This is a genomic window from Microbulbifer okhotskensis (assembly GCF_023895975.1).
GTDB classification, from domain to species: Bacteria; Pseudomonadota; Gammaproteobacteria; order Pseudomonadales; family Cellvibrionaceae; genus Microbulbifer; species Microbulbifer okhotskensis.
Window position 1 is genome coordinate 18,409 of the sequence record NZ_JALBWM010000031.1, and the last position, 24,250, is coordinate 42,658.

Annotated in this window: 21 protein-coding genes and 1 riboswitch; of the genes, 7 read left to right on the forward strand and 14 right to left on the reverse strand. The window is 52.0% G+C overall.

Going from position 1 to position 24,250, the window contains the following annotated elements:
- Positions 1-24: 24 nt before the first annotated feature.
- Entirely contained in the window at positions 25-693 is a 669-nt protein-coding gene (narL, locus tag MO867_RS09425; protein WP_252466125.1) for a two-component system response regulator NarL, read from the reverse strand.
- Between the two features lie 199 nt (positions 694-892).
- Here narL and MO867_RS09430 point away from each other — a divergent pair, with 199 nt between their 5' ends.
- Positions 893-2,506, forward strand: coding sequence for an MFS transporter (locus MO867_RS09430; protein ID WP_252466126.1), 1,614 nt, complete (start codon positions 893-895; stop codon positions 2,504-2,506).
- A gap of 54 nt (positions 2,507-2,560) precedes the next feature.
- On the opposite strand, the gene MO867_RS09435 is transcribed toward MO867_RS09430, so the two are convergent.
- The 12 genes from MO867_RS09435 to MO867_RS09490 form a co-directional block, all read right to left on the reverse strand.
- Positions 2,561-3,751: a hypothetical protein gene (locus tag MO867_RS09435; protein WP_252466127.1), complete on the reverse strand. Its 1,191-nt coding sequence runs from the start codon at positions 3,749-3,751 to the stop codon at positions 2,561-2,563.
- A 103-nt stretch (positions 3,752-3,854) separates the two neighbouring features.
- Positions 3,855-4,973, reverse strand: a complete 1,119-nt coding sequence (locus tag MO867_RS09440) for an ATP-binding cassette domain-containing protein (protein WP_252466128.1) — start codon at positions 4,971-4,973, stop codon at positions 3,855-3,857.
- A complete protein-coding gene (gene modB, locus MO867_RS09445; protein ID WP_252466130.1) occupies positions 4,973-5,695 on the reverse strand; it encodes a molybdate ABC transporter permease subunit in 723 nt (240 codons plus the stop codon). Before modB ends, MO867_RS09440 begins: the two co-directional genes overlap by 1 nt.
- The gene (gene modA, locus MO867_RS09450; RefSeq protein ID WP_252466132.1) at positions 5,692-6,462 is read right to left on the reverse strand and encodes a molybdate ABC transporter substrate-binding protein; all 771 of its coding nucleotides are present in this window, start codon (positions 6,460-6,462) and stop codon (positions 5,692-5,694) included. The genes modB and modA overlap by 4 nt, the downstream gene beginning before the upstream one ends.
- Positions 6,447-6,926 carry a molybdopterin synthase catalytic subunit MoaE gene (gene moaE, locus MO867_RS09455; protein WP_252466134.1) on the reverse strand — a complete coding sequence of 160 codons (480 nt, stop codon included), beginning with the start codon at positions 6,924-6,926 and terminating at the stop codon, positions 6,447-6,449. Before moaE ends, modA begins: the two co-directional genes overlap by 16 nt.
- Before the next feature lie 10 nt (positions 6,927-6,936).
- On the reverse strand, positions 6,937-7,182 hold the full coding sequence (gene moaD, locus MO867_RS09460) for a molybdopterin converting factor subunit 1 (RefSeq protein ID WP_252466136.1): 246 nt from the start codon (positions 7,180-7,182) through the stop codon (positions 6,937-6,939).
- 21 nt (positions 7,183-7,203) lie between these two features.
- A complete protein-coding gene (moaC, locus tag MO867_RS09465) occupies positions 7,204-7,695 on the reverse strand; it encodes a cyclic pyranopterin monophosphate synthase MoaC (RefSeq protein ID WP_252466138.1) in 492 nt (163 codons plus the stop codon).
- Positions 7,696-7,698: 3 nt separating this feature from the next.
- Entirely contained in the window at positions 7,699-8,241 is a 543-nt protein-coding gene (gene moaB / locus MO867_RS09470) for a molybdenum cofactor biosynthesis protein B (protein ID WP_252466139.1), read from the reverse strand.
- A 2-nt stretch (positions 8,242-8,243) separates the two neighbouring features.
- Entirely contained in the window at positions 8,244-8,843 is a 600-nt protein-coding gene (mobA, locus tag MO867_RS09475; protein ID WP_252466141.1) for a molybdenum cofactor guanylyltransferase, read from the reverse strand.
- Positions 8,844-8,847: 4 nt separating this feature from the next.
- The gene (moaA, locus tag MO867_RS09480) at positions 8,848-9,825 is read right to left on the reverse strand and encodes a GTP 3',8-cyclase MoaA (protein ID WP_252466142.1); all 978 of its coding nucleotides are present in this window, start codon (positions 9,823-9,825) and stop codon (positions 8,848-8,850) included.
- Positions 9,814-9,962, reverse strand: a riboswitch (molybdenum cofactor riboswitch). Its footprint overlaps the gene before it by 12 nt.
- Positions 9,963-10,156: 194 nt before the next feature.
- The gene (locus MO867_RS09485) at positions 10,157-11,365 is read right to left on the reverse strand and encodes a porin (RefSeq protein ID WP_252466143.1); all 1,209 of its coding nucleotides are present in this window, start codon (positions 11,363-11,365) and stop codon (positions 10,157-10,159) included.
- Between the two features lie 143 nt (positions 11,366-11,508).
- Positions 11,509-12,810, reverse strand: a complete 1,302-nt coding sequence (locus MO867_RS09490) for an MFS transporter (protein WP_252466144.1) — start codon at positions 12,808-12,810, stop codon at positions 11,509-11,511.
- A gap of 416 nt (positions 12,811-13,226) precedes the next feature.
- On the opposite strand from MO867_RS09490, the gene MO867_RS09495 reads away from it, so the two are divergent.
- Together MO867_RS09495 and MO867_RS09500 are read left to right on the forward strand one after the other, a co-directional pair.
- Positions 13,227-14,702 (forward strand): NarK family nitrate/nitrite MFS transporter, encoded by a 1,476-nt coding sequence (locus MO867_RS09495; protein WP_252466145.1) that lies wholly within the window; start codon positions 13,227-13,229, stop codon positions 14,700-14,702.
- Positions 14,703-14,798: 96 nt separating this feature from the next.
- Positions 14,799-16,571, forward strand: a complete 1,773-nt coding sequence (locus MO867_RS09500; protein ID WP_252466146.1) for a bifunctional protein-serine/threonine kinase/phosphatase — start codon at positions 14,799-14,801, stop codon at positions 16,569-16,571.
- Between the two features lie 1,158 nt (positions 16,572-17,729).
- Here the strand turns inward: MO867_RS09500 and MO867_RS09505 are convergent.
- Positions 17,730-18,218 carry a hypothetical protein gene (locus MO867_RS09505; RefSeq protein WP_252466147.1) on the reverse strand — a complete coding sequence of 163 codons (489 nt, stop codon included), beginning with the start codon at positions 18,216-18,218 and terminating at the stop codon, positions 17,730-17,732.
- A 942-nt stretch (positions 18,219-19,160) separates the two neighbouring features.
- Here MO867_RS09505 and MO867_RS09510 point away from each other — a divergent pair.
- The 4 genes from MO867_RS09510 (at position 19,161) to MO867_RS09525 (ending at position 24,154) form a co-directional block, all read left to right on the forward strand.
- Positions 19,161-20,585, forward strand: a complete 1,425-nt coding sequence (locus tag MO867_RS09510) for a hypothetical protein (protein WP_252466148.1) — start codon at positions 19,161-19,163, stop codon at positions 20,583-20,585.
- A 54-nt stretch (positions 20,586-20,639) separates the two neighbouring features.
- Positions 20,640-20,801 (forward strand): hypothetical protein, encoded by a 162-nt coding sequence (locus tag MO867_RS09515; protein ID WP_252466149.1) that lies wholly within the window; start codon positions 20,640-20,642, stop codon positions 20,799-20,801.
- A 477-nt stretch (positions 20,802-21,278) separates the two neighbouring features.
- Complete coding sequence (locus tag MO867_RS09520) at positions 21,279-22,718, forward strand: MFS transporter (RefSeq protein WP_252466150.1); 1,440 nt, start codon at positions 21,279-21,281, stop codon at positions 22,716-22,718.
- A 644-nt stretch (positions 22,719-23,362) separates the two neighbouring features.
- Positions 23,363-24,154 carry a hypothetical protein gene (locus MO867_RS09525; protein ID WP_252466152.1) on the forward strand — a complete coding sequence of 264 codons (792 nt, stop codon included), beginning with the start codon at positions 23,363-23,365 and terminating at the stop codon, positions 24,152-24,154.
- The last annotated feature ends 96 nt before the right edge of the window (positions 24,155-24,250 follow it).

Genomic DNA, 24,250 nt, shown 5'->3' on the forward strand with positions numbered 1-24,250 from the left:
TTGGTATTGGGGGAACTGCGGGTATCAGTGTGCCCGGTCCTGGTGGGACTCCGGACGCTTCTGGTTGACCATCCACACAGCGGCTTCCACTCGGGAGCGCATGCCCAACTTTTTCAATAAGTGTTTAACGTGAACCTTCACCGTGGCATCACTGATATCCAGTTCACGGGCGATTAACTTGTTACTGAGGCCATCGGCGATCAATTGCAAGATCTGGTATTCGCGACTGGTGAGCGTTGAGAGCGTATCCGCTCCAGAGTTATCCGGCTTGCGCAGGGCTGAGGCAAGGATCTCAGTGAGGCGCTGGCTGATGGCAAGCTTGCCGTGGGTGGCCTGGATCACCTGGTCGAGAATATCCTCAGGCTCCATATCCTTGAGCAGGTAGCCATCAGCACCGGCGCGGATGCAGGACACCACATCGGCGTTATTATCGGAAACTGTGAGTATCACGATACGCGAGGCCACATCGGCGGCGCGCATCGCGCGCAAGGTGTCGAGCCCGTCCATGCCCCGCATATTCAGGTCCAGTAGAATAAGGTCCGGCTCATGCTGCTTGGCCAGTTCCAGTGCTTCCTCTCCGCTACTGGCCTCAGCCACCAACTCCAAACTGGGCTCCATCGCAAACAGCTGCTTGAGGCCTTTGCGGAACAGGGGGTGGTCATCAACCATCATTATCGTGGCAGAAGAAGTCATGGGGGGCCCTAATTCAGTGATGGAAATTGGTTTAAATCTAAACAATGACTTTACCACAGCGCCCACCGACTGCGCTTACCCCCAAAGAGGTAGCTATTTACGCGCGGGGACAAAGGGAGTACTTACTGTAGGTAATTGAGCGGGCTGAAGGCGCGGCCCATAGTGGTGGCACGAATCATTTCGAGGAGGAGTGGCCGCCGTGTCTGACATCACCGAGTGGACCCCAGAGGACAGCAAGTTCTGGCAGTCTAAGGGCAAAAAAATTGCAAACCGGAATTTGTGGATATCCATTCCCAGTTTGCTGTGCGGCTTTGCCGTATGGCTCTACTGGGGCATCATCACCGTTCAAATGCTCAATCTCGGCTTTCCTATTGCCAAGGCCGACCTGTTTACCCTAATGGCGATTGCCGGCCTTACCGGTGCCACCCTGCGTATCCCCAGTAGCTTCTTTATCCGGCTGTTCGGTGGGCGTAATACGGTTGTCTTCACCACTGCCCTATTGATGTTCCCTGCCCTCGGCACCGGTATTGCCCTGCAAAACCCGGAGACCCCATTGTGGGTATTCCAATTGCTGGCGCTGCTATCCGGTATCGGCGGCGGTAACTTCGCCTCTTCCATGTCTAACATCAGCTTCTTTTTCCCCAAGGAAAAGCAGGGGCTGGCATTGGGCCTGAATGCAGGTCTGGGTAACTTTGGCGTTACCACCATGCAAATTCTGGTACCGCTGTTTATGACCTTCGGCGCTTTCGGTGCTGCTGGTGGCGATCCCATGACCCTGGTGAGCAGCTCAGGTTCTCTGATCGGCAAGATACCTGCCGGTTCTGAGGCGTGGATTCAAAATGCCGGTTTTGTATGGCTGCTGTTCCTGGTACCGCTGGCCTTTGTCGGTTGGTTCGGTATGAACAACCTGCGCACCGATGAAGTTACCCCGGATGTAGGCAGCTCTCTCGGCGCCATGGCGAAGATGACCATGATGTTGAGTATCGGCCTATTCACCGCCATCGTGGGTCTGTGGATGCTCTTACCTGAAGCCGCTAACGGTTCAGGCTGGGGAGTGCCCAAGGAAATCGTGCTGGTGCTGGTCATCACTGCCACTGTTTTTGGCTTGAAACTGCTGCCTGGTGAAATCAAAACCAGCCTGCAACGCCAATACCGTATCTTCAACAATAAGCACACTTGGGTGATGAGTGTTATCTACACCATGACCTTCGGTAGCTTTATCGGTTTCGCCGCTGCTTTCCCGTTGGCGATCAAGGTCATCTTCGGTTATAGCCATGTGATGGTAGACGGGGTGATGACTCACGATACCATCAACAACAACGGCCCCAGCGCCCTGATGTACGCCTGGATGGGCCCCTTTATCGGCGCTCTGATCCGCCCGGTAGGTGGCTGGATTTCCGACCGCATCGGCGGTGCTCTGGTTACGCAAATCTGCGCGGTGGTCATGGTGGGTAGCGCCCTGGGTGTGGCTTACTACATGAAAGCCGCCTACGCTTCTGCCTCACCGGAAGAGTTCTTCCTGCCCTTCTTCCTGCTGTTCCTGTTGTTGTTCGGGGCTACCGGCATCGGCAACGGTTCCACTTTCCGCACCATCGCCATGGTGTTCCCGAAAGAACAGGCCGGCCCGGTATTGGGATGGACCTCTGCAGTAGCCGCCTACGGTGCCTTCTACATTCCCAAAGTTTTCGGTGAGCAGATCAAAGCCACTACTCCGGAATACGCACTGGCAGGCTTTGCCATCTTCTACGCGGTCTGCCTGGTGGTTAACTACTGGTTCTACCTGCGCAAAAACGGCGAATTCTACAATCCTTAATTTGGTCTCACAGGCGGGAAACCGCTATTGCGGGGAGGTTTAACCTCCCCTTTTTTATTTCACCTGAATAAATACTGCAGTGATATCCGTCTCTTCAAATGTACTGGCGATCAGCTTTCGGTCTGAGTCCTTGTGATAATAGATTTGCACTTCATCTAAATCTTCAACGGTCGGCATCGTCGGACATAGATGTTTGGCAATAGCGCGGCACATTTGCTCGTAGAAATCCAAATCGTGCAGTTTGTCCAAATAGATATGGCCGTCAACGGAATCCTTATCACTGATCGTACAGCTATAACCCACGGCCGCCTGAAAATAGTAAGCCTGTACAGCAACAGATCCATCTGCATTTTCACTCACCTCATAGTGAGCGGGACTGCCATGGATACACTGTCTGTATCCGGTAAGATCTTCCACAACCGAGGCGAGATTGTCTTCAGTTTCAATCGTGCTCTCTATGTCATAGTACGCTTGGTGGATAGGCTCAAAACACCCCAGGATCGCCGTAGCCTCTTCCGCCTGTAGCTCTGCCTTCATATCTTCAAATAACTGCACAAGCTTTTCGGTCGTAAGGGAATCGCGAAAGTAGTAAGAGCCACCCTTCTCAGTAGCCGACTGGAATATTTTTAACTTTCGCTCCGGCTGATCGAAATCGAGATTATAGAAAGGCTGTTTCGGATCGGACGTGTGATTATTTACCTCAACTTTTCCCAGGTGCGGAATAAAGAAGCTATAAGACCAGTATTCTGAATAGCCGCTTAAGCGCTGGCAGTGCTCATCGATATGAGCGGGTAAATATTGAAGATCAAAAATGGATACCAGGTGATAGTTGCCCCCTCCCTGATATTCCTCAATGGAGTCTTGGTTATAAAAAGGGTGCTCACCATGAAAAGCGATCTTGACCTTGTGCCCGCTGGCTGCGCGGCAAGCCAAGTAAAAATACAGGGCATCATCTTTGTAAGTGGAGCGAATAACGATGGAGTTGCCGTTTCGACGAATATGATAGCGGAAGAAATTAACACGGAAAGTCTCACTTTCCCCAACAACCTCCTCTATATCCAAGGCTCCCGATGCCAAGCGGTTTAACCGATAATTGAGCCCATTTTCTTCGATACATTGGGCAAGGACCGGATATAAATCCTCAACGTGCACAACTTTCGCCATGGGCATGCCCTCGAGCTGTGCCTTTTCCCTGTAAAACTCCACTCCCTCGTTAAAGAGAGAAATTCCCAACACAACACCCATTTGAGCACCATTTCCTTAAGACTGGCGCTAAAACTTAGCAAAAAATCTGCTGAGGGTTTAGGTGTGAATCAATACTTATCAGAAAAATTTACCCGGCAATCACTTACAAACCGGCGAGGCTCCCGGCCTTGAACTGGGCAAAGTAGGTAGTGTCTTCGCGCAGTTGCAGGCGCTCGCAGGAGAGGCGAGAAATATCCGCATAAAACACTTGCTCAGCCGCGATTAATCGCAGGCGTATGCGGCCATCGGTAAGGTTTTGTTTCTCTATCAAGGCCACCGGCAGGCAGTTGAGAATACTAGAGAGCCCCGGCTTTTCTACACTGAGACTGATATCTCCAGCTTCCAGCAGAAAAGCTGCGGTATCGCCTTTGCTGTAATGACCAGTCACTCTATCTGCATAAATAAAAACACCCCCCAAATCCAAGGAGAGTAAGCCATCCTGCAGAGATTCCACCCGCGCCTCGATGCGGCTGCGACAGCTATCCCCCACGGTATTGGTATCCAAACGCCGGGCCACTTCGCCCAGAGACAGTGGAGCGGACAAACCTGCAGATTCCATCCACAAGCAACGCTGAGCCAACAGCTGTATTTCATCGAAGTCGTGGCTGGTCCAGATTACCAGCGCCGGATAGCGGGCCCAAAAATCCCGCAGGGTCGGCAATAGACACCGTAGAACCTGGGCGCGATCTACCGCAGAGAGCGGTTCATCAAATAGCTGTAGCGACGCATTGTGAAAAAGTTGGCGCAGCAGGGCCACCCGCTGTGCCTCACCGCCGGACAGCAGCTCTATCGGCTGGTGTAGAAGCGGAGCGATACCAAAAGCCCTCAGCAGCTGCTCACACTCCTCAGCGGGCAGTGGCCTGCGGCTATAATTGCGCGCCAGGGCCAGGTTATCCGCCACCGATTGCCCGGCAAACAAGCGGCTGTCCTGAAAGCCTAAGGAGAGAGCCCTTTTGTGGGTGGCCAGGGCGCGGCGTCCACGCTGCCAGACCGTATTGGCAAAAGTGATATCACCACGGCAGCGGCGCAGGCCCGCCAGCGCGGCCAGCAAAGTACTTTTGCCGCTACCGGAGGGACCGGTAAGGCCAAAAACCCCTGTAGCCGGCAAGCTCAATTGCCAGGGATTGGCGGTATTGAGCGAAGTCTCCAGCCCTTCAACACTGAGCCCGCAAGAATCAGAAGTGGCAGTAGTGGTTCCGAATAGGGGGAAGGTAATGTCCATTAGCCCATTACCCCCATCACCGGTTTAATGCCCTCTTTATTTGCGCCGCGCGGCGCCAGAATATGTCCCAGCCATCGGGCCAGTAACAACATTACCGTCGTTATCCCCATCAGCATCAGCGCCAATCGGTGCGCGGCACCGTACTCCATCGCCTCCACATGCTGGTACAGAGCGATAGAGACCACCTGGGTCTCTCCGGGAATAGCACCGCCGATCATCAGCACCACACCGAACTCTCCCAAGGTGTGGGCAAAAGTCAGAGCGCAGGCGCTGACAATGGCTGCACGACTTGCGGGCAACAGTACTTTCAACAGTGCCGCCCAGGGCGGAATACCCAGTGCGGCAGCGGCCTGGGTCAGGCGCTGACCATTGGCGCTAAAGGCGGCCAGTAGCGGTTGCACCATAAACGGCAGGGAATAAATGACCGAGGCAAAAACCAAGCCCCCGAAAGAAAAAACCAAAGGGCCCCCAAACAGTTGTGATAGCCACTGACCGGGGGCGTAATTGGGGGAAAATAACAGCAATAAATAGAAACCCAATACCGTGGGAGGCAGTACCAGCGGCAAGGTGATTAAGACTTCAACCCCGTGGCGCCAGCGGCTCTGCCACTGGCTCAACTGCCAGGCCAGGGGTACGCCAATGATAAACAACAACAAGGTGGTCAGCCCGGCCAGCCTCAAGGTCAGCCATAGGGCCTGCCAGTCGGCAGCGGCAATATTCACAACTCACCTCCTTTGGACTGCGCCGGTAACAAACCGTAACCCAGCTGCTGCAATTGCATCTGTACTTCGGCTGAGCGCAGATAGTTGGCGAGAGCCCTCGCTTTTTCAGGTCGGCGACTTTGAGCGGGGATCACCAGCTGTTGTTCGATGGGGGTATACAGGCGTTGCGGCAACAACCAGAAGTTGTCGCGACCGGCTGCTTGCATCTGGCTGGCGGCGACAAAACCCAACTGCGCGTTGCCGGAATCCAGCATTAAATAGGCCTGCCCGGCATTGTGGACGCGGGCCAGTTGGGTTTGTTTTTTCTCCCACAATCCTAGGCTTTGCAGGGCCTGCTGGGCGGCTCGGCCAAAGGGCGCGACTTTGGGATCGGCGAGAACAATTTTCTCCGGCCAGGTTTGCAATAACTGCTCGATATTTACTGCGGAACCTGGATGCCAGAGGGCCAGCAATCCCAAAGCGTAGGTGTGGCGGCTATCGGCCAGCGCGCCGCCGCGCTTTTCCAGTAGCTCGGGCCGCTCGCGATCGGCGGAGAGGAATAAATCGAAGGGGGCGCGGTGTAATACTTGCTGGTAGAGCACGCCGGAACTACCACTGCTGAGCTGCACCGAGCAATGATAGCGGCGCTCAAATTCTGGCACCACTTGTTGCAGCGCCGGGCGGAAGCTGGCGGCTACGGCCACTCGCAAGGTGCAACTATCTGCCTTCACCGGCAGCGCAATCACTACCAGCAAAGCGGATAGCAACAGGGTCAGCCGGCGGACCACTTTTCCAACTCCGCAGCATCACTGTCTCGGGCTTCCACCCAGCGTTCAGCGGCACTGCCGGTCTGATCTGCAACGGCTTCGCGCTTCCAGAAAGGCGCCTCGGTCTTGAGCCGATCCATAATATATTGGCAGGCGGCAAAGGCCGCTTGGCGATGGGGGCTGGTAACCCCCACAAACACAATCTCGTCGTTAATCTGCATCGGCCCCACCCGGTGGACAATGGTCACACGTCCCAGGGACCAGCGATCGCGGGCATCGCGGGTTATGCGTTGCAGGCTTTTCTCGGTCATGCCCGGATAGTGCTCCAGGGCCAGGCCACAGACATCGCTGCCAGCATTAAAATCGCGCACCGAACCCACAAACAGAGCGCAGGCACCATCGCCGCTGTTGCCTTGCAACGCGGTATATTCGGCCGCTACGTTGAGCGGCTCTTCACAGACTTCGATACGATCAACGGCTTTCATACCGACACCTCTAACCGCCAGTAACCGGCGGGAAAAATGCGACTTCATCCCCGGCATTCACCACCGCCTCGGGCTCCGCCAACTCTTGATTTAGAGCCATACGGATATCGTCCCGCTGCAGGTGCACGCTCCAGTCTGGGTATTGCGCACAAAGGGCTTGGCGCAGGTCACCGAGGCTGCCGGAAAAATCTCCCAGACTGAGTTCGCCCGTGCCCAACTGCTGGCGCAGGCGTGCGAAAAACAGAACCTTCACCATCGCTTATTACCTCTACAATATTTAACTGTTCTCCGGCGCATCACCGCGCCAATCTCCGCGCTTGCCGCCGCTTTTTTGCAGCAACCGGGTTGGGCCGATCTCCATCGCCGGGTCTACGGCTTTGCACATATCGTAAATGGTCAGCGCCGCTACCGAAGCCGCCGTTAAGGCCTCCATCTCTACCCCGGTGCGCCCGGCCAAACGGCAGAAAGCGGTGATATACACGCTGTGTTTTTCTGGCTGCAATTCAAAATCCACTGCGACCTTGGTCAGCGCCAGTGGGTGGCACAGGGGGATTAAATCCGAGGTTTTCTTCGCAGCCTGGATACCGGCGATGCGAGCTACAGAGAGCACGTCGCCTTTCTTATGAGCCCCCTGGCTCAGCAATGCAAAAGCCTCCGCACTCATACAGATACTGCTTTCCGCCAGGGCGCTGCGGTCGGTGATGTCCTTCTCGGTAACATCCACCATGCTGGCTTCGCCGCGCTGGTTTAAGTGGGTTAACTGGCTCACGGATTACCCCCGGCTCTCGCAAGGCGCGCTGGTAAAGCGCACATGGGGGATAAAGTTACAGGGCTTGTGGCGGGCATCCAGCTGCTCCAGCAATATGCCTTCCCAGGCGGTGCGGCAGGCACCGGTGGAACCGGGCATACAGCAAATCAGTGTACGGTTAGCGAGGCCGGCCAGTGCGCGGGACTGCACGGTGGAGCTGCCGATATCCCCCAGGGAGATATGGCGGAACAGCTCGCCGAAGCCATCGACGGTTTTATCAAATAACGGCGTCAGGGCCTCAGGGGTGGAGTCGCGCTCGGTAAAGCCGGTACCACCAGTGACCAGAACCACTTGCACTTTCGGGTCTGCGATCCAGGCGGAGACCACCGCGCGCATCTGATAGACATCGTCCGGGGTAATACGTTTATCTGCGAGCTGGTGACCCGCGGATTTCAAAGCTTCCACCAGATATTGGCCGGAGGTATCGGTCTCCTCATTGCGCGTGTCGGAAACAGTAAGCACTGCAATATTCAGCGGTACAAATTCTTTACTGGCGTGTGCGGACATAATCAGTGGTCTCTCAATAAACTGGTTTCAGAAGTCTTATCCGGCGTACCCAGGCCAAGATAATCTGCCGGCGTATTGATATTGCGATGCCAATCGCCGGCAGTTTTTATCGATATGGATTCGGCCCCCAGATGCCGCAGTAGCGCGCCGACAGAATTGCGCGCACTGCCCTCGACGGCACTGCGTAAATAATTGAGGCAATCGCTATTCAGAGGCAGCCACAGGGGAAAAAAGAAGTTTTCAAAATAGCAGGGGCGGCCGCTTGCCTGCCCTTCTGCCAATAATTCTGCGAGGTGTTCCCGACCCAGCAGGGGCATATCCACCGGAATTACTAGGGCCGCATCGGCACCCGTTGCCAGGGCTACGGAATAGAGGCCACCCAATGGGCCCTGCTCTGGCACCAGATCTTCGATAGCTCCGGGGCGGGCTCCACTGGTCACGACTTTTTCCAGTGGCAGTTCACTCAGCAATGCCTCGGCATGCTGCAAAAAATTGCCCCGTTGGGGGTGTGCCAACAGGGCCTTGTCGCGGCCCATTCGGCTGGAGCGGCCTCCGGCCAGCACCACGCCGATTGTCGATTTGCCAAAGAGAGCCCTGGCCATAACCTTACCCCCCCAGCATTGCCAGGTTGCGGGTGGCACCGGTGAAGCCCTCGTGCAGCTGGTGGCCGGCGGTCTTATCGACGATCAACTCGCGGATATGGGCTGCCAGTGCGTCACTATCGCCAGCGGCGATTATCTCGCGCATATCAAAGCCCTGATCGGCGAACAGGCACAGGTGCAGTTTGCCCTGGGCCGATATTCGCAGGCGGTTACAGCTGGCACAGAAGTCTTTGCCGTAGGGGGTGATCAGGCCGATACGACCGGCGTAATCCTCGTGGAAATACTCCCGCGCCGGACCAGCATCTCGAGTGCGAATCACCTGTTCCCAACCCTCGCGCAGCAACAGGGTTTCTATATCACTCCCAGAGACATGGTTACTGGCAAAAAACTCGTGGTTGTCACCGGTGCGCATCAATTCAATAAAGCGCAGGGTCACCGGGGTTTCGCGTATCCAGGCGAGGAAATTATCCAGCTCCGCCAGGTTGTACTTGCGCATCAGCACCGCATTGACCTTGGTATCAACGCCCAACGCCAGAGCACGATCCAGCCCTGCCAAGGCTTTATCGAGGCGATCGTGGCCGGTGATATGGCGGAATTGGGCCGGATCGAGACTGTCGATACTGACATTGACCTGATCCAGGCCGGCACGGTGCCAGTCGTCAATTTGACTGGGCAGACGGTAACCGTTGGTGGTGATGGCGAGGCGGCGAATCTTGTCACTGGCGCGCACAGCTTCGAGCATCGGCACCAGGTCTTTGCGCAGGGAGGGTTCTCCGCCGGTAAGGCGTACCTTTTCCGTTCCCAGGGAGGCGAAAGCGCGCACCAGGGTGCCCACCTCAGCCACAGAGAGTGGATTTTCCCCTTCCAGGGAGCGGCCACAGCCAATGCCCTCGGGCAGGCAGTAGTTGCAGCGATAGTTGCAAATGTCCGTCACGGACAGGCGCAGGTAATAAAACCTGCGACCAAAATTGTCTTGTAACATTAAACGCCTTTCCAATGTCGGGAGGCCGCGCAGTTTCCCGCTAGACCCTGGTGGCCGGTACGGCCACGGTCCCGATAACTTGCAGCGATGGAATATCAGCGCTGTTTAGCTAGCGGGACTCGGTGTTTAAACTGGTGTCAGTGTATCAAGCTGGTTAATTTATGCTTGGGGCAAAGGTGGTACTCCCTTGGGGCTGGTGGTGATACCAACCGCCGCGTTGGCTGGCATCACTATCGATAATCCAGTGGGGAAAAAACCTATTTAGTTTTCAACGGTGCGGGGAAAACCCCAGCCGGAGCCGGGGGCCTCGCTAAGGAGTTCTTATTGCTGCTTAGAAATTCGCGGTCACCATAATCCAGAGCTTATCAGTGTCTGAACCGTAATCATCTGCTTGGTAAGTGGCGTACTTAACCAGGGCAGAAATATCCTTGGTGACTTTGTATCCGTAGCTCAGGTTCCACTCGTCGCCATAATTTGCAGAACCCTCACTGGCCTCGAAGTTATGATAGGCCAAGCCCAGCTTACCGCCGGCCACTTTCATGGAACCGCTCACATACAGGTCTTCAATACCGTCTGCAGGGGTTGCGAGGAATTGATCCGTGAAGCCCTGGAATTTGTGCAGGGTTGCCAGCGGCGTTTTAAAGCCAACATCGTTATCGGAACCCAAAACCTCATAACCGAGTTTTGCCGCAACTGGACCCAGATCAGCGCCAAACTCTGCCAGGTAATAGTTGGCGCTGTAGTCCAGCGAGCTATCACCAATTTCAGTCTGATGTGCATAGCTGAGGTTGGCTTTTACCGGGCCAAATTTGCCCTTGTAATCTACTCCGAAGGTGCGGCTGGAATTGTCGACAGCATCATCCAGATCCAGGTTGTAAACGAATCCGCTGACTTTGTGGTCTTCCGCTACCGGATAGATAGCGTGTAGCAGTTGGATATCGCCACCTATATCGGAATTAGCACTGTCTTCACCGAAAATACGATTGACGTTGTACACGTAGCTGTAATCCAGCTGCAGGCTGTCGGCACTGCCATACTGATAGCGCACACCATCGTAGGTCTGTTCGTTTTGTCTCCAGCCAACGCCGCCGACAAAACGCTGGCCATCCAGGTTAATGCGCTGGCGACCGGCAGTAATTACGGAATTGTCGCCGCTGTAGCGAATATAGGCCTGGTTAATTTCAGTACCCTCTGGATCGGCCACCACCGGGTATTCGCCTTCGCCATTCACGGTGGAGTTGTAGCTGTCATTGCCAACCGCAGTGACATCATCCATCTCCAGGAAACTGGTAAAGCCACGGTAGCTGCCACTGCGCCAGTTAAGGCGGGTTCTTAAAGTGGATGCAACCGCTTCATCATCAACCCCCTCCTGATCGACAGTCTCCACGCGATAGCGCAGGTTCAACCCGACTTCACCGGATTTCAGTGCGTCGACAAGAGTGGCATTTTCACTTTCCTGAGCAGCAGCCTGTAATGCAACAGAGCTACAGGCCCCCAACAGTAAAGCACCGAGAATTTTTGGAAATTTGGAAACGGTCATGACGCTTTTCCTTTGCAACAACGGAGTGAACAGTGACAAATTACAGTTTTTCAGTCGCGACTGAAACCACAGTTTTTTTCCTGCCTAAATAATCTTTACTCCCTAACCTCTATACAGGCGTAATCCCTAGTGGGTAGTGGGCACTACCTATCCGGCAAGGCCCCGGTTTCTCCACCCTCATCATTTAGGAAATTATTTTGCTGGGCGAACTGTAAACGCTGCATATAATTTTCTCTTTTAATCGCCAGATACATCACCAGCATACAAAACGCGAGTACCCCATAGAGCAGCATAAAGGCCGCACTGTGAATACCCACTAAATCCTGTGCGATACCAAACAGGACCGGCAGGGTGAAGCCACCCAGGGCACCGATCGTAGCCACCGTGCCCCCCACACTGCCCATATGTGCGGGGTAATTATCGTGCAGGGCCTTGTACACAGAAGCGCGGCCAAAACCCTGGGCAATGCCGATGACCAACAGCAATAAAGTAAACAGCTCAATGCCCACTTCGATATTTAAATGCACATCCCGTTCCACCCCGTGAATGGTCATGCTGGTGGGGGGATAACTGAGAAAGAAAAGGCACACCAGGCAAGTCCAGAACACACTCCAATTGACCGTGCGTGAACCGTAGCGATCGGCAAACCACCCCCCCAGAGCACGCATTGAACTGGAAAGGGCCACAAACAGCAGGGTTAAGGTCATTGCCACTGGTGTGCTGACCTGATAGACCGACAGATAGTAATTGGGTAACCACAATAAAAGCGCGAGAAAACTGCCAAAAACAAAGTAGTAGTAAAGCCCGTAGCGCCATACCCTGATCTGCAATAGCGGGGTTAAATGACTGCGCAGATCGGGTTTTCTACGGCTGCGCATATAGCGGGTTTCTTCCGGTGCGAATAATTCAAAAAGCAGCACCATTAGAAAAATACCAATACCGTAAGCCGGACCAATCCACTCCCGCCCAAACCAGTTTTGAATGGCCGGCGCCAACGCCAGGGTAATAGCCGCACCGGCATTACCTGCACCAAAAATGCCCATCGCGGTGCCCTGCCGCCCCCTTTCGAACCACGGACTGATATAGCGAATCCCCAGAACAAAGGACACACCGGAAATACCCAACCACAACCCCGCCAGTAAATGGGCCCGATAGCTATCGATATACGGCAATAAAAACAGCACCGGCAACAGCAATAACATTTGCAACAAAATCAATTTTTTTGCGGAGAAATACTCCACCAGGAAACCCACCGGAAAACGCAGCAAAGCACCGCTCAAAATGGGAGCGGCCAGCAAAATTCCGTATTCAGTAGCGGAGAGTTGAAGTTGCTCACGTACTTCCACCCCGAGTACCGCGTAGAGTGTCCATACGGAAAAGTTAGCGGCGAACATAGCTGAGGCAAATATCAGCGCGCGCCCGGCAAGTTGCTGTGTATATTGCACGGTAGACGTCTCCCATAGTTTCAGTACCGGCAATGGAAATTGCCGCTTATACCGAAAAGCCACCCGCTATCCGGGCCCGCATAAAAATAGCCAGCGCAGACTGCAGTGGAGCTAACCGGGCCAATAAAGGCCATTGGGCTGCAAGATGCACAAAATCCCCGCTGCCGACAATTACTCCTAAAAACCCATTTGTCCCACAATGGTTTTCTAGCGCTACCCCTCCTTGGGTAGATACCTCTATAGAGCCTGTTGTATCACCAGCTCCCAACTACCCCAAAGGGATTAACCCTCTTGGTGCAGCCATTCGAATCCTCTTCACTTACCCCCTTTGCGCGCTTTCTCTCTGGCGCTGCTCAAATACTATCGGTCATGACCCTATCCATCTTTCAAGTTCTGTGATGCCGGAGAAAATAGTCATGAGTCAATCCAGCGGCCTCAATTTATTTAATTGGGGCGATCCCAAAATAAAGACGCTGCACGTTACTTGGTTTGCGTTTTTCCTGACTTTCGTGGTGTGGTTCTCCCATGCTCCGCTAATGGTTTTTATCAAGGAAGCGTTCGACCTCAGCAGCCAACAGGTAAAAGCCCTGTTAATCCTTAATGTGGCACTGACCATCCCCGCGCGTATCATTATCGGTATGCTGGTGGATAAATTCGGGCCGCGCCTGGTGTACAGCGGACTGCTGATGACCTCATCTTTAATCTGTTTGGGCTTCGCCACCGCAGACAGCTACGAATCCCTGGCCCTGTTCCGCTTCCTGCTGGGTTTTGTCGGTGCCGGTTTTGTGATTGGTATCCGCATGGTGGGTGAATGGTTCCCAGCCAAACAAGTTGGACTGGCAGAAGGTATCTACGGCGGCTGGGGGAATTTCGGTTCTGCCGCCGGCGCTATCACCCTGCCCACCCTCGCCCTGATGTTCGGTGGCGAAGACGGCTGGCGCTATGCCCTGGGCCTCACCGGCGTGCTCGCCGGTATTTACGGCATCCTCTACTACCGTGTTGCCCGCAACACGCCTAAAGGCTCTACTTACTTCAAGCCGAAAAAGAGCGGCGGTTTGGAAGTCACCAGCAAGCGGGATTTCTACTTCTACCTGCTGATGAATGTGCCCATGTACCTGGCACTGGCGGCGCTGGCTTACAAATTGTCTCCCAGCGGCGTAGCCCTACTGAGCCAGAATACCACCTACGTGATGTGGGGACTCTTGGTAGCACTGTTCGCTTTCCAGACCCGTATGATCTGGAATGTAAACAAAGAGCACCTGCGCGAGGGTGTACCGGAGCTGGAGAAATACAACTTCAAGCAAGTTGCCATCCTCGACCTGGCCTACTTCGTCACCTTCGGTTCAGAGCTGGCCGTGGTTTCTATGCTGCCCCTGTTCTTCCTGGAAACCTTTGAAGGATTGAGCCCAGTTAAAGCCGGCCTGCTCGCCTCAGGCTTCGCCTTTATGAACCTAGTAGCGCGCCCCACCGGTGGCTACTTCTCCGACAAACTGGGACGCCGCCGCAGCCTGATGTTCCTGATCGGCGGCCTGGCCGTGGGTTACTTTGTACTGAGCCAGATCGACGGTAGCTGGTGGATTCCCGCCGCGGTTATTGCCACCATGTGCTGCTCTTTCTTTGTGCAGGCCGGTGAAGGGGCTGTGTTCGCCATCGTACCCCTGGTAAAACGCCGTATGACCGGGCAGATTGCCGGTATGGCCGGAGCCTACGGTAACGTCGGTGCAGTAACCTTCCTTACCGCCTTGTCTTATGTCAGCTACAGCCAGTTCTTCCTGATTATCTGCGGCGCCGCAGCGGTGATATTCTTCGCCTGCTTGTTCCTGGAAGAGCCCAAAGGCAATATTGCTGAAGTGCTGCCGGATGGTACCGTGCAGTTGATCAGCGTGGAGTGATCGGATAGCACTGACCAAGTAACACCCGTAATAGAGGGCCACTGGCCCTCTTTTTCGCTGTTTGCCAAAGGGGACGATAGAAGAGAGGAGAGCGCTGTGAGCGAAACCCATTCCGGGCTCCAAGCAGAAGATACTGCCAACCTTGAAGCCCAAGCACCACAATTGAGCCACGGCCTCTGCACCCGTGCCGGTATCAAACCGCAGAACGAAGACGCCGCACTCTATCACTGGCCAGACAGCCCGCACTTGCAGGAATACCTGGGCGCAGTCGCCGCGCTGGCAGACGGCGTCAGCTCCGCCGAAGCCGGTGCCCAGGCCAGCCACACCGCCACCGAACAATTTATACGGGACTACTACAAGGTCCCGGACACCTGGTCTGTGGCCCACGCCGGACAAAAAATTCTCGCCTCCATTAACAGCAAGCTATACCGCAAGAGCCACGACTTCCCCCAACAGGAAAAGGGCTTCCTGTGCACCTTCTCCGCCCTGGTATTTAAATCCCGCACCGCCCACTACTTCCATATCGGCGATAGCCGTATTTACCACCTGCGCGGCGACACCCTCAAATGCCTGACCCGCGACCACAGTATTACCCTGGCCCACCACCAGCAGATGCTATCCCGCGCGCTGGGTATGGATACCGGCCTGCAAGTGGATTACGGCCAGCTCAGCCTGGCTGAGAACGATGTGCTGCTGATTACCAGCGATGGGGTACACGACTTTATCGAACAGGATTTAGTGCGTGAATTGCTGGCAGACTCCCAAATAAGCGAACAGGAAAAAGCCGAAACCCTGGTGCGCCTTGCCGAGGAAAACGGCAGTGACGATAACCTCTCCGCATTAGTGGTAAAGGTGCAGGCACTGCCACAAACCACCCTGGACGACTACAGCCGCCAGCTTACCCGCCTGCCCTTTCCCCCGGAATTGGAACCGGGCATGGTATTGGATGGCTACCAGGTGGAGCGGGAGCTGTTCTCCTCCCAGCGCAGCCAGCTGTACCTGGTGCGCGACAGTGCCACCGGGGAAATCCTGGTGATGAAAACCCCCTCGGTCAATTACGAGGACGATATCCACTATATCGACCGCTTTATTCAGGAAGAGTGGATAGGCCTGCGTATCCGCAGCCCCCAGGTAGTGCGCCTGCACCGCCAGACCCACCCGCGCACCGCGCTCTATTACCTGATGGAGTATGTGCAGGGCAGCACCCTGGAGCAATGGATCACTGATAATCCCTTCCCCAAACCGGCGGAGGCGTTTCGTATCCTTAAGGAGATCGCCACCGGGCTACAGGCCTTCCACGATCAGGAAACCATTCACCAGGATTTGCGCCCGGCCAATATCATGATCGACGACGATGGGCGGGTGAAAATTATCGATTTCGGCTCAGTCTATGTCGCCGGCAGCGCCGAGATTTTCCGCCCCCTGGTGCACCCGGAAGCGCTGGGCACCGCCAGCTACTCCGACCCCCACTATATCCTCGGCCACAACAGCGGTATTCGCGGCGATATCTATGCCCTCGCCACCATTGCCTACGAAATGTTTACCGGCGAACTGCCCTACGGCGAGGACATCGAGAACTGCCGCTCCCACGCCGACTTCGAACGCCTGCGTTACCGCACCGCCAGCCAGTTTAATCCCGTAGTCCCCATCTGGTTTGACCGCGCCCTGGAGCGCGGATGCAGCATCGACCTGGAACAGCGCTACTCCACGCTGACGGAATTTATGCGCGATCTGGCCAATCCGAACCCGGATTACTTAAGGGAAGATCCTACTGAGAAAGGGGATGCTTCCCTTTTTTGGAAGGTTCTTTGTGGGATTTGGGTGGCTACTTTGTTGGCGGTGGCGGCGTTGTTTTCGTCTAGTGGTTGAGAGCAGAATTTTTTGGTACGGTAGTTCCTACTTATGAATATTCCGACCAAAAATATCTATAAAGTACTTTGCTTGTGTAAGTAGCTTTTCGTAGATATCAACTAAAACTCCATCTGCTCTACATGCATATCGGCATTTGACTTTTTTGTAAAAGTCAAGGATCAAGAACGGCTTCATATATCAATAGTAACGTATAAATTTACTTATTATTGAATGGTGTACGGCTATGGTTAAAAGCAATAAAATATAGCTACTTAAAGCAGCTGTAATATACAAACTAAAGTAGTTCAGTGCCACTACTAAATAACCATACCAGTTGGTTTTTCTCTGGTTAGGGCGGTCTCTCATTTTTTTAACACGTTGGTAACGTGATATGATGCAGCTTATATTTTACAAGCTGTTATACGCTAGTGTTCCTATTTCTATACCTGATAGGATCATGGCTTGATTACAGATAAGGAAAAAATAATAGCTATGAATCCCACCTGCATTCAACTCTGAAGTGCATCACCCTTTAGGCTGCTGCAGCAGCCTAAAGGGTGATGCACTTCAGAGTTGAATGCAGGAAATTAATATAATGCCATACCTTTCATTTATTGGCTTACCGTACACTTGGCAGAAGCTACTAATAAAGTCAGCTTCTGCTCAATTGTATTTTCTACAATAGCAACAAGCATATTATTTGGTTAAGCCCTATTAATATTTCTAGGGGACGTGAGAGTGAAAATTAGCAATGTTCCTACGTTACTGATTTAAACAGTAAAATATATCTTTCAATTTTAACGTAACAGTACTGGTTGTTGCACAGTGGTCTTTGCGGTGACTTCACACTAATGAGCCTAGGTATAAGCCTATTTGGCAGCGTCCCAGATAAACATTTTTCTCGCGATGAGAATTTTCTATAAACATTAGAAGATATTTTTTATCAAAACAGAATCTTACCAATAAGGGGAGGTGCACCTGAAGTTCTTGTATGGTGAGTTTCAGGTGCACTATTAGAGTGCTCATATTATGAATGTTATACTTTCTCAAGAAAGTACACTTATTAACCAGCTCAATCCGATCATGAATAACTTTGTTGATTAAAGGTTCCTAATACAAACATATTCGGAAGTTCGAAAAATGTCAGTTAAGTGAATTTATATAACAAGTTCTCGATCATAACTTTGCTTGAGCACCCCAGAATTTTTTGCTGATGGCCTTCCAAAGTTTGCCAACTAGATCCTGATTGGATCGGGAAGCTGATTCTACAATTGTTCTATGTAACTCCTTTTCTGAATCCGTAAAATCATTTCTATATTTTTCCTCTATCTGAGCGTAGCTCAGCCCTTTTGCCTTCATAAACCACGATAAGAGCTGCCCTAAGTATGAGATTTTCTCTCTGGTTTTTTTGAGTTCATGATTCCGCTGTAGTACAGCGCCCTCGCCCAACATCTTCCAAATACCGGCTTCAATTTGTTGAGCTTGGTCTGCACTGAGTTGTTTGTCTCGTGTTGCCTCTTCAAACATTTCATCAGCGAGTGCCTGTACATTACCTGGCATAGTTGAAAGTGGAGTGGAATACTCCCGCTCCCTAATTCGATAATCTTGAATAGTTGCTTGTAATACATAAATGACAGCAGCAACTAAGGTGGTGATAAACTTCATGATTAAGCCTCTGGTGGTTTATGATTTTATAAAAATATAGGCAGCATTTTGAATTTAGGCTGAATTTCCAGAGAGCTAAGAAGCTTCGGAATTAGTTTGTCCCCAAAATGGGGCAAAATATCAGCCTATTGTCACATAACGTACATAAAATAAGCTTTGCCGAGGTCGAATACAGGAACAAACACAATAAAATCGAAAAAGATGTTCCTCGAAAGTGGGCTCAATGAACAACTGAAACATTCATTAGCAGATAACGGGTGTCAAAGTTGCTAAAGCGGCTGCAAGGCCCCTACGAGAATTATCTTACCTGGAAAATTATCAGCGAAAGAGAAGTACACACCAATATTGATAACTTATGAGATTGATATTTGTAGGGAATATTTGAATTTTTTTGATGTTTTATACTTCTGATTTTAACAATTAGAAATAGTTAATTCCTACGATGTGTCTAAGCAAATAGATTTGGCAAACTTTTCTTGCATAAAGGCACTACCACCCAGCCCTTTAAATTTACTTTTAAAAATAGGGCTCATATACAGCCTGTATTTCGTGTCGAAATCAATTGGGGAAGTCTATAGATTGAGAAGTGGTTACTTTACATACGGTGGCGTACTGTTTCCGTTCAGCACTAAATCCAGTTTGGGAGTTCTAGGAAAGCCTTGGTAAAAAGCATCTTACAGGCTCTGGGTTACATTTTCTTTGTCCCCAGCCCCGAGAGAACGTGACTGTAACGCAAATCCAAAAACACTCAATGCTCAGTGTGAACGGCATTTTTCCCCGGCTTTTTGTCTGGGTGTAGGGCTTGTATGTACTAGCTTGTCCGCTTAAATTCCCCACCGCCTGCTGAGACTCCAGCAGTATCCCCCTTGAACTCTCCTAAGTCCTCGACTCGATATCGGGCCCCGAGGGGTCTATGCAAAATAAGTGTATTGGAAAAACGTAATGGATATCGCCAATAAACCGCGAGACTTACCCCCTGCTACCGGGCATGCTCCGAATCCAAAACCATCATTCGCTCCCGGCGAACCCGCGGTATGGCGGAGTCTTTGGATAACTTTACCGGCCATCCTTGGCGCCCTGGTGCTGTGGTGGACCTGGAACGATATGTCATGGCAGCGGCTGGATACCGATTACCGTTTGACGCTCGTCAATCAGTTGGCCTATTTGGCCGAGGTGGGCTTTCTGGCGGGGGTGTTGTGGCTGTCCAGCAGTTTTTTTGTGCAGCGATTTGGTTGGCGCAATAGTCTGATCTTCGCATTACTGGTCAGTTGTACGCTCGCGATCTATCTCTCTATCTATCGCATCCGCTTTTATACCCAGCGCGTGGAATGGTTGGGACTACTGTTGGTGACTTACGGAAACTGCCTGTTTGTCTATCTGTGCTTTGGACCGGGCCGCTTTGTTAAAAATACTGTGGAGCAAGAAAAAATCGGGCTGTTTGGGGCTCTTTTTAAAATGGGGGCCCTGCTGTGGCTGGGCCTGATAGTCGCCTTCTCAGTGCTAATTGTTCTTGCACATGCGGACGGCATAAACGACTGGCTGCGGGCCCCCTGGCATCAGCTCCAGGCGCAGGCGGAGTCTGCTGAGTGGTGGCAGCCGGAGCTAAGCTTCAGGGGGGTACAGGCCCTTGCGTTGCCACTGGCTGGGCCCTATTTTATCGTGGCCTGGCGCTTACTGGCCAAAAAAGGCCGTCTATATCCGCCGTGCATTAGTGAGATGCCCGTTACTGTCAGGCGTGAAGCCTGGTTGATGGGGACATTATACGGGATTATTTTTAGCAGCCTGATCGGCCTTTTGAGCGTCTCGGGAATACTGTATCAGGCGCTATACCTAGAGGTCGATTCCAGCGCTGGTGATTGGATTATTTTTGAGGTTGGGGAGCTATCTCTCATTTGGAATGCCTTGCTGATGCTACCGGCTGCACTACTGGGTCGCGCGCTGGGTGGCTGGCTGGCGAAGCGTTTCGGCGGCAGCTGGATTACGCTCACTTGCCTCGGGTTAATGGGATGGGCAGTTTATGCCAGTGGGAACCATTGCAAGCTGCTCTATTATACCAAGAATACCCAGTTGATCCTGCCTCTGACATTGCGCATTGCACTCTTGTCTATGGCGCTCGGCGGCGCTAGTGGGGGCTTGGTACACAGTCTGCTGGGCACCTTTTCCACTTTGCAATTTCGCGCTATCTGTACCTGGAGCATGGCTATAGGGGCTTTCGGCGCTTTTTATATGCCACTATTATTTGCCACGCCGTTTAGTGCCTATCATCCCGCAAGGGTTTTCAATGGGCTGGCTGCCTTATATGGGCTGTGCTTTGTAGTTTATGCCATTTATTGTCTGCGCATGCGCGCGCTATCGCGCCGCTCTTAGGGCGCGAATCGCTTAAATCTTTGACCGCTTTGGTTTTCAATATTGGTGAGGCGGGTGCCTGCTGTACATTATCGAAGGTTTGTTCACCAGCAGGACAACCCCAACCCGGACTACCTGCGTGAAGCCTCCACTGACAAAGGTAACGCCTCTCTGTTTTGGAGGATTCCCTGTGAGACTTGGGCGTCTACCCTATCGAGCAATCTTGGGCAGCCATAGATTGCTCGATGGCCTAAGTATCTTACGGGCTTTGAAGATATTTCTATAAGATTCGGGTATCCGCCCTATTGATAATACAGCTTTCAATTTTTATTTAGGATCAGTGCTACTCGGTACAATAGCCCCATTTACGGGTAGGCTAATCAAGGATATTTATAAAGCACTCACTTATTGCTGTTTAATAGATTGCGAAACTATAGATACAGGCGGCGCTTGGCTCTGATTAAAACACCCTTTCTCCCCGGCCCCGAGGGGTCAGGACTGCAATCCAAATCCAAAAACACTCAATGCTCTGTATGAAAGGCATTTTTCCCCGGCTTTTTGGCTGGAAGCAGAGCTTGTATGTATTAGCTTGTCGGCTTAAATTCCCCAGCGCCTGCTAAGACTCCAGCAATATTCCCCTTGAACCCTCCTAAATCCTCGACTCGAAATCGAGCCCCGAGGTGTCTATGCAAAAAAGTGTATTGGTAAAACGTAATGGATATCGCCAACAAATCGCGAACTTTAACTCCTGGCACCGGGCACGTTCAGCCTCCGAAACCATCGTCCGCCTCCGACGAGCCAAAAGTATGGCGTAGTCTCTGGATAACTTTACCGGCACTCTTCGGCGCCCTGGTGGTGTGGCTGATTTGGAGCCAGATGTCACGGCAGGGGCTGTCGGGCGATTATCGTTTTGAGCTTGTCTCTCAGTTTGCCTATTTGGCTGAGGTGGGCTTTCTGGCGGCGGTATTGTGGCTACCCAGCAGCTATTTTTTGCAGCGATTTGGTTGGCGCAAGAGCCTGATCTTCGCCCTGCTGGTGTGTGGTGCGCTCGCGGTCTATCTCTATCGCATTCGCTTTTATACCCAGCGCGTGGAATGGTGGGGACTTTTGCTGGCGGCTTACGGGAACTGCCTGTTTGCCTATCTGTGCTTTGGACCAGGCCGCTTTGTTAAAACTAGCGTGGGGCAAGAAAAGATTGGGCTATTTGGGGCTCTTTTTAAAATGGGAGGGCTCCTGTGGCTGGGGCTGCTACTCGCCTTTTCGGTGGGCATTTTTTTTCTTGCGCAAGAAGGCGGCCTAACTGCCTGGTTGCGGGCACCCTTACACTGGCTTGAGGCGCAGGTGGAGTTTTTTGGATGGAGGCAGCCGGTAATCAGTTTTGGGGTGATGCAGGCCCTTGGGCTGCTAATCGCAGGGCCCTACTTCGTCGCGGTCTGGCGTTTTCTGGCAACAAAGGAAAGCCGATATCGACTCTACGATAGCGGGAGGTCTGGCACTGTCAGCCGTGAAGCCTGGTTGATGGGGGCACTTTACGGGATTATTTTTGCCAGCTTTACCGGGCTTTTGAGCGTCTCGGCGATGCTGTTTAAGGCGCTATTTGAGTATCAACATTACTTCCGCGGTGACATCAGACTTGGCCACGCGATGAATTCGGAAGTTAATAGTCTGTCGATCTTTTCGATTGCCTTGTTGGGGCTCCCAGCTGCACTGCTGGCACGCGCTTTGGGTGGCTGGCTGGCGAAGCGCTTCGGCGGCAGCTGGATTACGCTCGCCTGCCTCATTGTAATGGGATGGGCAGCCTTTTCCGGCGGGAATCTTGTCCAGGTAGCCTTTGATGCCGAGAACCCCCAGGTGGTTTTGTCGCCGTTAACGTGGCGTATAGTACTCTTATTTATGGCGCTCGGCGGCGCCAGCGGGGGCTTGGTACACAGCCTGCTGGGCACCTTTTCCCCTCTGCAATTGCGCTCTCTTTGGACCTGGGGCACGGCTTTGGGTGCTTTCGGTGCTTTTTATATGCCGCTGTTATTTGCCCTTCAGTTTAGTGCCAACGATCCCGCATGGGCTATGTATGGCCTGGCTATTTTATATGGGCTGTGCTTTGTGGTTTATGCCATTTTTTGTCTACGCAAGCGCGCGCTACTGCGCCGCGCTTAGGGTACGAATTGTTTAAGGCTTTAACCATTTTAGGCTTTAGATATTTAGGGCGCGGTGCTTGCAGCACTTTGGGGGGGTATTCACGAGCTGGGCAATTCCAACCCTGTCTGCTTGCGTGAAGGCCCCTCTGAGCTGAAAGGTTCTCTGTAAAATTTGGGTGGCTGCGCTATTGGCTGTGGTGGCCTTATTTCATTTAGCCCTTAAGACTAGGGTTATCCGGTATGATAGCCCCTGCTTGCGAATATGCTGATCCAGAATGTCTATAAAGCACTCTGGTTTAGCTGATGGTTTTGGGCAGATATCATCTATCTCACTTTCTTTGTTCTGTTTTCATATACGGCACAGCATTTGACGATTTCTTATGTCGTCAAAACCAAAAATCAAGAGCATCTTCGTATATCCACAGTAACCTAGGCGCTAACTTATTGTGTTTTAATGGTTTGCACTTGTAATCAAAAGGAACAAAATACCGAGATATATTGAAGCCTCAATATATCCACTAAAGAGATTTTATGCTAGCCCTGGCTAATGTACTGATTTATTTTCTTTTTTAATTGGAGTGGTTTCCCATTCTTGGGGTATGTTAACCAGTGATATAATTCAGTTTCTTTTGAAAACGCTATTAAATGGTACCTGAGTAATACATGGAAAAAGTATCACTAAGAGTTTGGGGGATTCTGGGGATGGTTTTATTTGCCCCTCTATTCCTATTTACATTCGCCGCCCCTCATACCATAGAGAAATCAGGCGAGTCCTTTATCGAGTGGAAGCTTAAATCTGAAGCAGATAAGAAGATTGAGGCCTTACGACTTCCTGCGCCAACCAAGCTAGAAGGACTGCTAGGAGCCAAGGCACGAGAATTCCGAGCTAAAACTGAACGAGATCTTGAAAAGGTAAAGCAACAACTTAAGACAGATGCACCAGCCATTCTGGCAACTCAAATTGCAAAACTTCGAAATTTGGATTGTGAGTGTCGTAAAAAATGGGAACAATCCATCAAAGTATCTATGCAATCCAAGCTTGCCTCGCTTGAAATGACAAAGTCTAAGCTAATTGATTTCAGCCATGTCAAGTACATGGAAATTGTTCATAAATTAACTCTGGACGTACGTATTTTCTTGGCTGCAAACTCAATTGTTTTTATTTTTTTATTAATTGCTTCATTTATGCAGCCCAAGGCTATCAAACAGTTATTCCTACCTGGTGGCTTAATGCTGATATCAACAGTTATGTGCTCATATTTTTATCTCTTTGAGCAAAATTGGCTCTACACAATCATTTACAATGACTATACCGGTTTTGCATATGTTGGCTACTTGAGTTTTGTCTTTGCTATCCTATGTGACATCGTTTTTAATAGGGCCAGGGTAACAACAGAAGTACTCAATACCTGCCTTCAAGCAATTGGCCAGGCAGGAAGCCTAGTTCCGTGCTAAAGAATCGTTTAGCAAAGCTAGTCACAACTGCCCCTTTAGGGCAGGGCTGTCCCATATAAATCAGCTTAAATCGTGGCTGTAATTATCTTGTCTAAA

Coding starts and splice junctions, on each gene's coding strand:
- MO867_RS09485 (WP_252466143.1), bottom strand. CDS start 11,365: ATGACCGTTTCCAAATTTCCAAAAATTCTCGGTGCTTTACTGTTGGGG.
- narL (WP_252466125.1), bottom strand. CDS start 693: ATGACTTCTTCTGCCACGATAATGATGGTTGATGACCACCCCCTGTTC.
- MO867_RS09440 (WP_252466128.1), bottom strand. CDS start 4,973: ATGGACATTACCTTCCCCCTATTCGGAACCACTACTGCCACTTCTGAT.
- MO867_RS09510 (WP_252466148.1), top strand. CDS start 19,161: ATGGATATCGCCAATAAACCGCGAGACTTACCCCCTGCTACCGGGCAT.
- MO867_RS09495 (WP_252466145.1), top strand. CDS start 13,227: ATGAGTCAATCCAGCGGCCTCAATTTATTTAATTGGGGCGATCCCAAA.
- MO867_RS09525 (WP_252466152.1), top strand. CDS start 23,363: ATGGAAAAAGTATCACTAAGAGTTTGGGGGATTCTGGGGATGGTTTTA.
- MO867_RS09505 (WP_252466147.1), bottom strand. CDS start 18,218: ATGAAGTTTATCACCACCTTAGTTGCTGCTGTCATTTATGTATTACAA.
- mobA (WP_252466141.1), bottom strand. CDS start 8,843: ATGGCCAGGGCTCTCTTTGGCAAATCGACAATCGGCGTGGTGCTGGCC.
- moaB (WP_252466139.1), bottom strand. CDS start 8,241: ATGTCCGCACACGCCAGTAAAGAATTTGTACCGCTGAATATTGCAGTG.
- moaD (WP_252466136.1), bottom strand. CDS start 7,182: ATGGTGAAGGTTCTGTTTTTCGCACGCCTGCGCCAGCAGTTGGGCACG.
- moaE (WP_252466134.1), bottom strand. CDS start 6,926: ATGAAAGCCGTTGATCGTATCGAAGTCTGTGAAGAGCCGCTCAACGTA.
- MO867_RS09435 (WP_252466127.1), bottom strand. CDS start 3,751: ATGGGTGTTGTGTTGGGAATTTCTCTCTTTAACGAGGGAGTGGAGTTT.
- MO867_RS09520 (WP_252466150.1), top strand. CDS start 21,279: ATGGATATCGCCAACAAATCGCGAACTTTAACTCCTGGCACCGGGCAC.
- moaA (WP_252466142.1), bottom strand. CDS start 9,825: ATGTTACAAGACAATTTTGGTCGCAGGTTTTATTACCTGCGCCTGTCC.